This window comes from Spirosoma sp. 48-14, from assembly GCF_001898575.1.
GTDB lineage: Bacteria > Bacteroidota > Bacteroidia > Cytophagales > Spirosomataceae > Spirosoma.
The window spans coordinates 45,760-59,370 of record NZ_MKUD01000020.1; the positions used below are offsets into that span (position 1 = coordinate 45,760).

A 13,611-nucleotide genomic window follows, 5' to 3' on the forward strand; every position below is an offset into this window, starting at 1 on the left:
TAATGAACAATAAGCTCATTATCCATTATTCATTTTACATTATCCATTGTTCAGTTTAAGCTACTCTGCCAGTGCTTGACTTTCAGAAACTTTCTGCTCAGTATCAGCAGGCGCTATTGCGTCAGGTGGTGCCGTTTTGGCTTAAACATAGCCTGGATGTTCAGTGCGGAGGATATTTTGATGGATTGACGGCAACAGGCGGAGCCATTGACGGTGATAAATCCGTTATTGTTCAGGCGCAGCAGACATGGGCGTTTTCCTGGCTCTACAACACATTTGACGGACAAACGGCCTGGCTCGATCATGCACGGCATGGGGCTATGTTTCTAAGCCAGTCTGCCCACGATGACCAGAACCAGTACTACGCGCAACTTGATCGTCGTGGCCGTCCGGTTGCAGCTTCCGCCGATTTTACGCCCGATGCTTATATCTTGATGGCTTATGTGCAGCTGTTTCGGGCTACGGCTGAAGATGAATGGGAGATGCTGGCCAAGCAAATCTTTTCAAGTGCCCATCAGCGTCGGGGAATTAGCCTGCAAGCACACGCACTAAGCCCCGAAAAATACCGTCAGACCCGCCATTTGGCCGAAGCGTTGGCATTTCTGAAAGCTACCATGGCTATGCAACCACTTCTGGACGAAGAATCGTGGAAGCAGGCGACGGATGCCATCGTTCTGGAAATACTACAAGAGTTTGTCGATCGACGAACGGATACCCTTCGCGAATACATCCTGCCCGATGGTGGTTTTTTGAATACCCCTGAAGGGCGTCGGCTGAATGTTGGACTGACGTTTCAGGCGGCTAACTACCTGCTCGACCTACACACCGAAACGGATCGGGCTAAACATGCAGGAACTGGTGTCGTTAATCGGAAGGTAGTGTCACAGGTGGTTGCTTGGTGCCAACAGATGTGTGAACAGGGATGGGACGAAACCTCGGCTGGTCTGAATCAATACATCGACTTCAAAGGACAGCCAATTGTTTTTCCAGAATCTCAGCAAAAATGGGCCTGGGTACATGCAGAAGCGCTTTCGGCCCTGCTGAAGTGCTATTATCACACGAATAATGCCGATTGTTTGAAGTGGTTCAAGCGTATTCACGATTATACGTTTCAGTATTTTCCTGACCCAAAAGCAACAGGCTGGCATTTAGTTATTGATAGCCAGGGCCAACCGCTAATAATGGCCAAAGCGATTCCGACCGTTGGCTGTTATTCGCTTATCCGTTGCCTGACCGAAACGGCCAAACTTCTGCTTTCCTGCGAGCCACTTAAAGCCACTCCCCAGCCCGGACGTTCACGTATCACGCTTAATTCATGATCAGCTACTAAAAAAGAGGAGCTCCTCTTTTTTTAACATATTACTTTTATTGGATATTCTACCAATGTTTAATGAGTGGTACGTATACGATAAACTGATAGGAGCGTGATATAGCTGTGCGGGTTACGCCATCTAACACAAAATGCGGTGCCATTCGGAATTCAACGTATACATGCTGCTCTTTAATAGGTATATCGGTACCCACTCCTACTAAATAGCCAATACCAATATTCTTTTTGTTTAGAATAGTGATGGGTGAAGTTTGCTGCTGGCCGCTATCAAAATAATTTCCTTCTACTGACGTCGTTAATGAAGGCATTAGCCCCGCTTTGGCATACCAGCGAATATGTTGGTCTATAAATACATAACGAGCAGAAATCGGTAAGCAAACATAATGCTCTTCAAAAGAGTAAAGTCTATAATTAGGATTGCTTGGATCTAATGGGTCGGTAATAGGTACATTTCGATTCCCTTTATAATAGCTGGTTATAAACTCTATACTTCCCGAAAGACGTTTTCGGGGAAATATGGTAAACATAGCACCCAGAGTACCTGTATATAACGGGCTAAAAAGTCCATAGGGGTCGTAGTAAACAGTGTTGGGTTTGTCAGCTCTTCCGTACAACCAGTTGTTTTGTAAACCGCTCAGAAACAACCCTGCTTCGTAACTAAAGCGCTTTTTCAAGGGGGGCTGAATTACAACTTTATTAGGTTGAACACACTGGTTATATGCGTTTACAATTCGTTTAAGCTGAATTTCTGAGTTATAAAATAATTGTGGATTAAGTAGTCTTGTAAATTCTGAGTTCCTGCACTCCGTTAAATTATTGGTGAGCATTAGTAACGCGATAGTACCCCGGAGCGGTATAAACGACCCATTCGAGAGCCGGATTGTATGGGTTAATCGGCCTTCAGGATAAAGCAATCGGTACAAACTAACATAGCCTTTGATTACCTCCCGCATAAAATAGATGGTTTCCTGCTGCGATTCAGTAATCGTTACCGCTACGTGATTTGTATTGTCGGAGTAGTAGCTACTGATTTGGGTAGGATCATAAGGCTGTGGGGCGCTGTTTGTATTTTTTCGAAAGAAGATCGACTTATTTCCTTGTTCCTTTAACTCTCCTCTGAGAGTATCCCCGTTCGTCAAAACAACGTAACCGGGAGAAAAAAAGAGTTGTGCATAATTTGGAAAGGTTGTATTCAGGAAAATGAAAAGAGTGGAAAGGATAAATTTTCGGCTAGCCATATGCTTTGTGCGGATTGATGTAGAAAAGTAATAAAACTTATCATGTCTTACTTCCCATTTTCGCTTTATCATTACAAATGAAACCGCACCCCTACGTGCTACCCATATTTGGGCGATATTCACTACTTTTGCGGCCAAGTTTTTGTATCGTTTTCAATCGTTTATAGAACCAAGTCCAATGGAGAAAATTAAGGTAGCGAATCCGGTTGTCGAACTGGATGGCGACGAAATGACCCGTATCATCTGGAAATTCATTAAAGACAAGCTGATTCTGCCCTACGTTGACGTTGATATTAAATATTACGACCTCGGCATCGAATACCGCGACGAAACCAACGACCAGGTAACGATTGATGCGGCTAATGCCATTAAAGAATACGGTGTCGGTATCAAATGTGCTACGATCACCCCCGATGAGGACCGTGTTAAAGAATTCAATCTGAAGCAGATGTGGAAATCGCCAAACGGTACGATCCGGAATATTCTGGATGGTACAGTGTTCCGCGAGCCGATTGTGATGAGCAATGTTCCTCGTCTGGTTGTAAACTGGAAAGCACCGATCATCGTAGGCCGTCACGCGTTTGGCGATCAGTATCGGGCTACGGATTTTGTGGTTCCTGGCAAAGGAAAACTGACCATGAAATTTGAAGGCGAAGACGGTACCGTTCAGGAGTACGAAGTATTCAACTTCAAAGGCCCAGGTGTTGCCATGGGTATGTATAACGTCGATGAGTCGATCAAAGGGTTTGCCCGTTCGTGCTTCAATGTAGCCGTTCAGAAAGGCTGGCCGCTGTACCTCTCGACCAAAAATACCATCTTGAAAAAATACGACGGCCGTTTCAAAGATATCTTCCAGGAAATCTACGAAACCGAGTTCAAGAGCACAGGCGTTCATTATGAACACCGTCTGATCGACGACATGGTGGCTTCGGCGCTGAAATGGGAAGGAAACTTCGTATGGGCTTGTAAGAACTATGATGGTGATGTTCAGTCGGATACGGTTGCTCAGGGCTTCGGTTCACTGGGTCTGATGACGTCCGTTCTGTTGACGCCCGATGGCAATACGATGGAAGCGGAAGCAGCTCACGGTACGGTTACCCGTCACTACCGCGAATATCAGAAAGGGAATAAGACCTCTACTAACCCTATTGCGTCGATTTATGCCTGGACCCGTGGTCTGGCCTTCCGTGGTAAACTGGATGGTAATCAGGAACTGATCGATTTTGCTAACGCCCTCGAAGCTGTTTGCGTCGAAACGGTTGAAAGCGGCAAAATGACCAAAGACCTGGCTCTGTCGGCGTTCCCCGATGTGAAGAATCTGGTAGCCGGTGAGCACTACCTGTATACTGAAGACTTCCTCGAAGCGCTGGATACCAACCTGAAAGCGAAACTAAGCTAGGATTAAACTGATTTTATTGACTGACCTTGATTATACTTTCTTCGAAAGCTATCTACAAATCATAGTCGGTCAATTAAATCGTATAAATCCCGGTTCAGATAGTGCCGCTCTCAAGTAGGGCGGCACTTTTCTTTTCTTTGATAGTCTAAACTCGTTTAATCATGAAACAACTGCTGATTCTTGCGGCTTTCGCGCTTTTTTCGGTTACCGCAAATGCACACACACTTAACGGCGATCCGCCCGTAAAAACCATGAAAAGTAATTCTGTTCAGCATATCGTGCTCTTCAAATTCAAGCCCGAAACCACTCCCGAGAAAGTAAAGGAAATCGTAGCGGCTTTTGAAGCGCTGCCCTCAAAAATCAAGGAAATCAAAGGGTTTCAGTGGGGAACCAACAACAGTCCTGAAAATCACGCCCATGGACTAACTCACGCGTTTATTCTGACCTTCGATTCTGAAAAAGACCGCGATGCCTATCTGCCTCACCCAGCTCACAAAGAGTTTGGCAAAGTTGTGGGTCCCTGGATCGGTGATCTGACGGTTGTTGACTTTACGAATCAGGCAAAATAAAGGATTTGGTAGTTAGCTGCTTTTGTCATCCCGGTGGCCCGGTCCTTCGCCGGGATGACAAAAATTTACTCTTCCCAGCCAAACGAACGTTCGATGGCTTTTTGCCAGCCGTGCATGAGTTTGGCCCGTTGCGCATCTTCCATAGCGGGTTCATACGTTTTTGCAATACCCCAGTTCTGCCGTAAATCGTCGAGGTTTTGCCAGTAACCGACTGCCAGGCCTGCAGCATAAGCGGCTCCCAACGCCGTAGTTTCGGTCATACGGGGGCAAATAACGGGTCGGTCGAGCACATCGGCCTGAAATTGCATCAGCAGCGAATTGACAACCATCCCGCCATCGACCCGAAGCGAGCTCAGCGATACCCCCGCGTCCTGTTCCATCGCCCGAACGACATCCACGGTCTGATAGGCGGTTGCTTCCAGAACGGCTCTCGCCAAATGCCCCTTGTTGACAAAACGCGTCAACCCTGCAATAACCCCCCGCGCATCGGCTTTCCAGTGGGGCGCATACAAGCCCGAAAAAGCCGGAACGAAGTAGGCTCCACCGTTATCGTCAACGGATCGGGCGAGGGTCTCGATGTCCGTACTTTTCTTGATAATGCCTAAGTTGTCGCGTAGCCATTGCACAAGTGCCCCCGTAATGGCTACACTGCCTTCGAGTGCGTAGTGAACGGGTTCATTTTGAAATTGATAGGCTACCGTAGTCAGCAGTCCACAGGTCGATGTGCGTAGCTCCGTACCTGTGTTCATCAGCAGGAAGCAGCCAGTTCCGTAGGTGTTTTTTGCCTGACCCGGTTCGTAACAGGTTTGACCAACCAGTGCAGCCTGCTGATCGCCCAGAATACCTGCCACCGGAACACCCGGCAGTACTTCTGAAGCCACATTGCCGTAAACCTCACTACTTGGGCGAATCTGAGGAAGCATTGTGCGAGGAATTGTAAAGTCACGCAGTAAATCATCGTCCCAGTTCAGGGTCTGAAGATTCATGAGTTGGGTTCGGCTGGCGTTGGTTACGTCGGTCAGGTGCAACCCCCCTTGCGATCCGCCCGTCAGATTCCATACTACGAACGTATCCATGTTGCCAAACAAGGCATCGCCCCGTTCGGCATCTTCCCGCAGTCCCGCTACATTATCCAGCAGCCATTTAAGTTTGAGGCCGCTGAAGTAAGTAGCTAAGGGCAAACCCGTCTGGGCACGAAAGCGATCCTGCCCACCATCGGCAGAAAATTGATTGACCAGATCCGCCGTTCGCATATCCTGCCAGACAATAGCATTGTAATACGGCTTTCCGGTCCGACGGTTCCAGACGACCGTCGTTTCGCGCTGGTTTGTAATCCCAACGGCAGCGATATCCTGTACCGAAAGTTTGGCTTTTATGCGGGCTAAAGCAATGACTTCGAGGGTATTTTTCCAGATTTCTTCGGGATCATGTTCGACCCAGCCGGGTTGTGGATAAATCTGTTTGTGTTCTTTCTGGGCCAGCGAAACAATCTGACCTTGCCGGTCGAATACGATGCAACGGGTACTGGTCGTTCCCTGGTCGATGGCGGCTACGTAAGAAGGCATAAAGAGTATAGGGATATTCGTTTGGGCTTGTAATATTGTCGAAATATCCAATTAGTTTAGCGAAAAACCCTATAACCATGCAAAAAAGAACGTTTATCAAGCTATCATCTACACTGCTGGCCGCTCCGTTATTGTCGCCACTGGTTAGCTGGGTAGCTGATGAAAAAATCAGAAACTGGGCTGGTAATTACGAATACAGCACCACCAAACTCACCAAAGCGAAGTCGATAAAGGAGGTACAGGATTTTATTAAAAAACAGAATAAACTGAAAGTACTGGGTACGCGCCACTGCTTCAATGGGATAGCCGATAGCACGCATCAGTTCATTTCATTGACGGAGATGGACGATGTGATTTCGCTGGATACGAAAGCCCGAACTGTAACCGTCGATGCCAGCATGAAGTACGGTCAACTGGCTCCATATCTGGATAAAAAAGGCTTTGCCCTTCATAATCTGGCCTCATTGCCACATATATCCATAGCGGGTGCCTGCGCTACGGCTACGCATGGCTCCGGGGTTAAAAATGGCAATCTGTCTACGGCCGTTGCCGCTATGGAAATCGTTACGGCCAAGGGCGAAATTCGTACACTTTCGCGAGCTAAAGATGGCGAGGCTTTCAAAGCCGCCGTGGTGCATCTGGGTGGATTAGGCGCTGTTACAAAAATTACCCTCGATATTCAACCAACGTTCCAGATGCGGCAGGATGTGTACGAAAATCTTCCGCTGGCACAGCTTCAGGATCATTTTGAAGCCATCATGTCGAGTGGTTATAGTGTAAGTTTATTCACCGACTGGCAGAAAAAGCGTATCAACGAGGTGTGGATTAAACGCAAAGTTGAAGCGGGAAGAACGCTGGATGCCAAACCGGAATTTTACGGTGCCAGGCGAGCCACGAAGAATCTGCACCCCATTGCCGAACTATCGGCCGTTAACTGCACGGAGCAGATGGGCGTTCCAGGCCCGTGGTATGAGCGGCTACCACACTTCCGAATGGGTTTCACGCCGAGCAGTGGAAAAGAATTGCAATCGGAATATTTTGTAGACCGGAAAAATGCCGTTGAGGCCATCCTTGCGGTTGAGCGACTGAATAAGTTTGTGAGTCCTCACCTGATGATCACCGAGTTGCGAACCATCGATGCCGATAATCTCTGGTTGAGCCCCTGCTATAAACGGCCAAGTTTAGCCATTCACTTTACCTGGAAACAGGACTGGCCTTCGGTCAGAAAAGTACTACCTATGATTGAAAAAGAACTGGCACCGTTCAACACACGGCCTCATTGGGGAAAGCTATTTACGATTGCGCCCAAACAGTTACAGTCCCGCTACGAGAAGATGCCGGAATTCAAAAAAATGCTGACCGACTACGACCCTCAGGGGAAATTCCGCAACGCCTTTCTGGATACGAATATTTTTGGATAATGAACAATGTAGAATGAATAGTGGCAAGCTAGTTCCCATTATTCATTCTACATTCTACATTGCATTATAAGGCGAAGCCTCGAATCAGTAGGCCGCCAATGATAGCGCCAACGATTGGACCAACGACGGGTATCCAGGCGTAGCCCCAGTCGGACGAGCCTTTACCCGAAATCGGCAGGATGGCATGGGCAAGTCGTGGGCCTAAATCACGGGCAGGATTGATTGCATACCCTGTAGTACCTCCCAGAGAAAGGCCAATGCTCCAGACCAGAATGCCTACCAAATAAGGTCCTACACCTATAGCCAGTTCACCAAGATTTTTTGACGAGATACCCGCTAGACCCAGAATGAGAACCAGGGTGCCCAAGGCTTCACTTAGGAAATTAGCACCCGTTGACCGAATGGCTGGGCCGGTTGAAAAACAAGCCAGTTTATCACCAGGATCGGGTGTGGCTGCCCAATGAGGAAGGTAATGTAGCCAGACAAGTGTGGTGCCCAGAAAAGCCCCGATCATTTGGGCGGTAATGTAGGGAACCAGATGACTGAAATCGTTTGTGGCAACAGCAAATGCAACCGTTACGGCCGGATTCAGGTGTGCGTCGATGCTACCAAATGCTTTGGCAACAAAAACGCCCATCGTAACGGCAAAAGCCCAGCCTGCTGTAATCACTATCCAACCAGCCGATTCGCCTTTGGTTTGTTTTAACACTACATTGGCTACAACACCGTTGCCAAGCAACAGCAATACCATAGTGCCAATTAATTCACCTAGAAATGGAGAGGTGTGCATTGGGGAGAGAGTAGTCGTCAACCAACAGTTGTCAATGGTCAGAAAGTATACGATACACGATTACCTACTGACTATCGATTGACAACCATTGGCTGATGACTTGATTTCGAGGTTTAGGAATAGTTTATGCAAATTAAATTATATTTTTGGCCGGAATCCAAATTCCAGGCATAAAACTCTCTGGATTATCGGTTACTCAACAAAGTTTTTACCATTTAACCTGCTCATTAGCGAATGAAACGTGTTGTCTTTGATCAAACTGGCAAACCCATCGACATTCTTAAAACTGCTGATACAGCCCTGCCAGAACCTGGCCCCAATGAGGTTCGGATAAAAGTGATTGCGGCACCAATCAATCCGTCAGACATTATGTTCGTTCAGGACCTGTATGGAATTCGGCCAAAACTGCCATCTGGAGCCGGGTTTGAAGGAGTGGGTGTTGTCGATGCCCTGGGCGAAGGGGTTCAGATGCGAACGGGTATGCGGGTGAGTTTTACGGCTATAGGAACCTGGGCCGACTATGCCTTAGCACATCATCGGAGTTTGATTCCGGTGCCCGATGCTATGTCGGATGAGGTGGCGGCTCAGTTGTTTGTCAATCCGTTTACGGCCTATGCTATGGTACAGGATTCTAAGGTGCCGGAAGGGGGCTGGCTGATGCTTACGGCTGCTGGATCGGCCTTTGGTAAAATGGTGATTCAGTTGTGTAAAATGAGAGGCATTAAAACCATTGGTACCGTTCGGCGCGATGACCTGAATCAGGAATTGAAAGCACTTGGCCTTACCGAAGTGGTTAACGTTGAAACGGAGAATCTGACAGACCGCGTCAAAGAGATTACTGAAGGGGCTGGCGTAGCTTGTGTGCTCGATGCCGTTGGTGGTCACACGGCAAGCGAAGCCCTGAAGTGCTTGGCTAAAGGCGGGGCCATGCTTATATATGGTGTATTAAGTCTTCAAGACCCTCAGATCAATGCGGGGTTAATGATATTCAGAGGGTTAACCGTCAAAGGATTCTGGCTAACAGATTGGATGCAACGGGTCGATAGTCAAACCCGGCAGGATGTAGCCCAGCAAGTAATTAGTCTTCTGGCATCGGGCCAGATACAATTACCCGTAGAGGCCTCCTATTCATTGGATCAAATTACCGAAGCCGTTGATCATGCTGAACGACATGGACGATGGGGCAAGATTCTGGTAAAGCCCTGACGGTTTAGTCTATACGCTAAAGGACTATATAGTTTGTCATACACATTTACGGCTGGACGACAAGTATTTGCTAAGTAAAATCGGCATTTAGGCTGTATTTGTTAACATCGGACGGGATGTCCGTGTTACTTCCTTATCTTTGAAACAATATCCAGTAAAACCCGCACGTTTGTTCCTGTAACGACTCTGTTGGTCTTACCTCATCCATTTACCCGAATCGTTCGTATGCTTTTGCTTCAGGTTCCGGCTGTCGACACTACAGCCGCTTCGCTGTCTGCCACAGCGGGCACCCAAACCCAATCGCTCCAGTTATTCGACCTGGTAGCCAAAGGGGGTTGGGTTATGATTCCCATCGCCATTTTATTTTTTGCCGCGCTTTACCTGATTTTTGAGCGCTACTTCGTTATTCGCTCCCAATCGAAGACCGATGCCAACTTTATCGACAACATCCGCGATATGGTGGCCCAGGGTAATATTCGGTCGGCCGAATCATTCGCTAAAAACCAGCGTACCGCTATGGGGCGTGTATTTGAAAAGGCGATCGGTCGGATTGGTTCGCCCATTCGGGAAATCGAAAGCACCATCGAAACCGTTGGTCAGATCGAACTATCGCGACTGGAGCGGAATATGGGCTATCTTGGAATTATTGCCGGTATTGCGCCAATGATGGGTTTTATCGGTACGATTTCAGGGATTATCCGCATTTTTTACGACATCTCGCTGTCTGATAATATCAGTGTTGGGATTATTGCTGGGGGTCTATACGAAAAAATGATCACCTCGGGCGCCGGTCTGATTGTTGGGGTTATTGCCTACACAGGCTATCACCTGCTTAATATGATGATCGAACGGTTTACCCTCGCGCTCGAAATCAATGCGTTTGAATTTATCGAGGTGCTTCAGAAACCGACCAACGAACCTGCGCGTGTACGGTAACGAATGAATAATGCGAAATGGGGCTAAAGGCTGGCCTGTTGTCCATTGTTCATGATCCATTGCAATTATGAAACTCCGTCGAAAAAATAAATTTGCTGCCGAAGTGGCGACCTCGTCGCTGAACGACATCATGTTTTTCCTGCTGTTGTTCTTCCTTATCATTTCTACGGTGGCCAATCCAAACGTCATTAAACTTATGCTGCCCAAAGCGTCTTCGTCGCAGCAGTTGAGTAAAAAACAGGTGACGTTGTCGGTCGATGATAAGAAGCAGTACTTTATTGATAAGAAACCCGTCGATCCGGCTAATCTGGAAAATGAACTGAAAACGATCATGGCCGGTATTGCTGAGCCAACTGTTGTCGTGCGTTTTGATAAAAGTCTGACGGTTCAGGATTTAGTCGATGTACTACAAACGGGAGCCAAACTCAATATCAAAATGGTCATGGCTACCTCGAAATAAAGTTATATTCAGCCTATTTTTGGCCTTACTCGCTTATGTTAAGCCGATGCCGTTGCCGCATCGGCTTTTTTTTGTTCAATCAAATTGGCTTACTTTCCGGTTATTCCAGTAAACGAATCGATTATGATAGCCGATTACACCGAAGCTCCTGTTTGTCATGTAAATGACCTCGTTGATGGCGAATTAAAACAAGTTCGCGTGGGCGATACCGATGTACTGCTGGCGCGTGCCGATGGACAGTTTTATGCCCTGCATCCCCAGTGTACACACTATCATGGGCCATTGGTTGAGGGCGTTCTGAATGGGCATCGACTGATTTGTCCATGGCATAACGCTTGCTTCGATGTTCGGGATGGCCATCGTCTCGAAGCCCCTGCCCTGAATGGTCTACCCACGCATGAGGTTCGTATCGAGCAGGACCAGGTGTTTGTGCGGGTAACGACGAATAAAGAAAGCCTGGAAAATCCAATGGCTACACCTGATGAAACCAATACGGCAACGTATGTGATTGTTGGGGGAGGAGGGGCGGCTGCCTTTGCGGCCGAAGCTATGCGGGAAGGCGGTTTTACCGGTAACATCATCATGCTAACCGAAAGCGATCGGATTCCCTACGATCGCCCAAATTGCTCGAAAGAATACTTGCAGGATGCCGCTCCTGATGAATGGATGCCTCTTCGGACCGAAGAATTTTATACCAATTACGGAATCGAAATTCGTACTGGCCAGCGCGTTACGACACTGGACCCAATAGAAAAGCGGATTGAGTTGGCTTCCGGCGAAACACTCACCTACGATAAGGTACTCGTTTGTCCGGGTGGGCAACCCAATACATTACCCGGCTTAAATCCTGATCTTAAAGGCGTTTACACACTACGCAGCCTGCACGATAGCAAGCATTTGCGCGATTTAGGCAAGCAGAATAAACGGGTGGTCATTGTTGGCAGTTCGTTTATTGGGCTTGAAGGAGCCATGAGCTTGCGGAAATTAGGCAGCGAAGTCGATGTAGTTGGGCCAGAGCCTGTACCATTCCGCAAAATTCTGGGCGAAAAAATTGGTCGGGTTGTTCAGGGATGGCACGAAGAAGCCGGAGTACGGTTTCATCTGGGTCGCAAGGTCGCCCATCTGGAAGGAGACGATACGGTTCAGGCTGTTGTACTGGATAATGGTGAACGTTTGCCTGCTGATGTGGTTTTACTCGGATTAGGCGTCAAACCTCGAACCGACTTTTTAGTCGGTGTACCGCTCGAAGCTGATGGCGGAATCAGTACGGATGGGAATTTGAATAGCCTGGAAGGCCTGTACGCTGCTGGGGATATTGTTCACTATCCAACGGCCGACGGTTCGCAACGGATTGAACACTGGCGGGTAGCCTGTCAGCAAGGGCATGTAGCCGGGTTGAATATGGCCGGTCAACAAACGCCTTACCTGTCAGCCCCTTTTTTCTGGACCGATCAGCAGGGACATCAGCTTGCTTACGTCGGTCATACAACAGCTATTGACGACATACTTTACGATGGCGATCCCGAAAAGGACGATTCCTTTTTGGCATTGTATATTCAGAAAAATCAGATCACAGCCGCTGTTGGACTTCAGCGTGATCAGGATATTATTGCCATTCGTGAGTTGATGGAGGCCGGCCGGATGCCATCAGTCGATGATGTTCGGCAAGGTATTGATTGGGTTAAGACATTGAAAAAAGCCTGATTCCACCGAAACCTGTTTACCTTTGCAGCCAAACCGGGTTAAATTCCGGTTTGGTTATGACGCATCAACTTATTCTCAAAAAGCCCCTCGCCTTTTTCGATCTTGAAACTACTGGCATAAACATCGCCAAGGATCGCATTATTGACATCTGTATCATGAAAGCGATGCCAGGTGGTGAAGTGGTTAGTAAAACCCAACGGGTTCATCCGGGCATGCCTATTCCGATTGAGTCAAGTATGATTCACGGGATTTATGACGACGATGTAAAAGACGCTCCCCCTTTTAAAACTGTAGCCCGAACACTGGCTCAGTTTCTGGAAGGTTGTGATCTGGCTGGTTTTAATAGCAATCGCTTTGATGTGCCACTGTTGGTCGAAGAGTTTTTACGGGCAAATGTTGACTTCGATGTGAAAAATCGCCGACTTGTTGACGCGCAGCGTATTTTTCATTTGATGGAGCCACGGAATCTGTCGGCAGCGTACAAGTTCTATTGTGATAAAGAGCTTATTGGCGCACACGGAGCCGAAGCCGATACGCTGGCGAGTCTGGAAGTCTTAAATGCACAAGTGCAACGCTATCATGGGATGGTTGCCCGGACCGATGGTGGACAGGACGTTGTGTTCGACAATGATATAGACATGCTCCACAGCCTGACGGCCAATACCAATGTTGATCTGGCCGGCCGGATGGTTTTTAATGAGAAAGGCGAGGAGGTTTTCAACTTTGGTAAGCACAAAGGATTGCCGGTTATAGAGGTTTTGAAAAAAGAACCCTCGTTCTACGACTGGATACTGAAGGGCGAATTTCCGCTGGATACCAAACGACGATTGACCGAAATCAGACTGCGCATGTTCAGCCATGTAAATGGCAAAAGGTGAAGCCTAATGAACTACGTGTAGGGATGGAGTCAGTAAAAGGTATAGCTACGTTACCCGGCTTCCCTACGTTGACTTATTTCGGCCACTGCACTACATAAACGAATAATCTTTACAT

General features: G+C 47.7%; 12 protein-coding genes. 9 read left to right on the forward strand and 3 right to left on the reverse strand.

What is annotated here, in order from left to right; all coding sequences use genetic code 11:
• Positions 1-71: 71 nt before the first annotated feature.
• Entirely contained in the window at positions 72-1,319 is a 1,248-nt protein-coding gene (locus BGO59_RS12405; RefSeq protein WP_293683944.1) for an AGE family epimerase/isomerase, read from the forward strand.
• Positions 1,320-1,377: 58 nt separating this feature from the next.
• Here BGO59_RS12405 and BGO59_RS12410 read toward each other — a convergent pair whose 3' ends face one another.
• Positions 1,378-2,706, reverse strand: a complete 1,329-nt coding sequence (locus tag BGO59_RS12410) for a hypothetical protein (RefSeq protein ID WP_293683945.1) — start codon at positions 2,704-2,706, stop codon at positions 1,378-1,380.
• Positions 2,707-2,746: 40 nt separating this feature from the next.
• Here BGO59_RS12410 and BGO59_RS12415 point away from each other — a divergent pair, with 40 nt between their 5' ends.
• Positions 2,747-3,967 (forward strand): NADP-dependent isocitrate dehydrogenase, encoded by a 1,221-nt coding sequence (locus BGO59_RS12415; protein ID WP_293683946.1) that lies wholly within the window; start codon positions 2,747-2,749, stop codon positions 3,965-3,967.
• Positions 3,968-4,128: 161 nt separating this feature from the next.
• A complete protein-coding gene (locus BGO59_RS12420; protein ID WP_293683947.1) occupies positions 4,129-4,536 on the forward strand; it encodes a Dabb family protein in 408 nt (135 codons plus the stop codon).
• 65 nt (positions 4,537-4,601) lie between these two features.
• Here the strand turns inward: BGO59_RS12420 and glpK are convergent, their stop codons facing one another.
• Complete coding sequence (glpK, locus tag BGO59_RS12425) at positions 4,602-6,101, reverse strand: glycerol kinase GlpK (protein ID WP_293683948.1); 1,500 nt, start codon at positions 6,099-6,101, stop codon at positions 4,602-4,604.
• A gap of 77 nt (positions 6,102-6,178) precedes the next feature.
• Between glpK and BGO59_RS12430 the strand changes: the two genes are divergently transcribed.
• Positions 6,179-7,522 carry a D-arabinono-1,4-lactone oxidase gene (locus tag BGO59_RS12430; protein ID WP_293683949.1) on the forward strand — a complete coding sequence of 448 codons (1,344 nt, stop codon included), beginning with the start codon at positions 6,179-6,181 and terminating at the stop codon, positions 7,520-7,522.
• Between the two features lie 64 nt (positions 7,523-7,586).
• Here the strand turns inward: BGO59_RS12430 and BGO59_RS12435 are convergent, their stop codons facing one another.
• Positions 7,587-8,312, reverse strand: coding sequence for an MIP/aquaporin family protein (locus BGO59_RS12435; RefSeq protein WP_293683950.1), 726 nt, complete (start codon positions 8,310-8,312; stop codon positions 7,587-7,589).
• A 234-nt stretch (positions 8,313-8,546) separates the two neighbouring features.
• On the opposite strand from BGO59_RS12435, the gene BGO59_RS12440 reads away from it, so the two are divergent.
• The 5 genes from BGO59_RS12440 to BGO59_RS12460 all read left to right on the forward strand — a co-directional run bounded on the left by BGO59_RS12440 (position 8,547) and on the right by BGO59_RS12460 (position 13,496).
• Positions 8,547-9,518, forward strand: coding sequence for a zinc-dependent alcohol dehydrogenase family protein (locus BGO59_RS12440; protein WP_293683951.1), 972 nt, complete (start codon positions 8,547-8,549; stop codon positions 9,516-9,518).
• Between the two features lie 225 nt (positions 9,519-9,743).
• On the forward strand, positions 9,744-10,454 hold the full coding sequence (locus BGO59_RS12445) for a MotA/TolQ/ExbB proton channel family protein (protein WP_020597407.1): 711 nt from the start codon (positions 9,744-9,746) through the stop codon (positions 10,452-10,454).
• Positions 10,455-10,521: 67 nt separating this feature from the next.
• A complete protein-coding gene (locus BGO59_RS12450; RefSeq protein WP_080059305.1) occupies positions 10,522-10,914 on the forward strand; it encodes a biopolymer transporter ExbD in 393 nt (130 codons plus the stop codon).
• A gap of 123 nt (positions 10,915-11,037) precedes the next feature.
• Positions 11,038-12,618, forward strand: coding sequence for an FAD-dependent oxidoreductase (locus BGO59_RS12455; RefSeq protein WP_293683952.1), 1,581 nt, complete (start codon positions 11,038-11,040; stop codon positions 12,616-12,618).
• A gap of 56 nt (positions 12,619-12,674) precedes the next feature.
• Positions 12,675-13,496: a 3'-5' exonuclease gene (locus BGO59_RS12460; RefSeq protein WP_293683953.1), complete on the forward strand. Its 822-nt coding sequence runs from the start codon at positions 12,675-12,677 to the stop codon at positions 13,494-13,496.
• Positions 13,497-13,611: the final 115 nt, after the last annotated feature.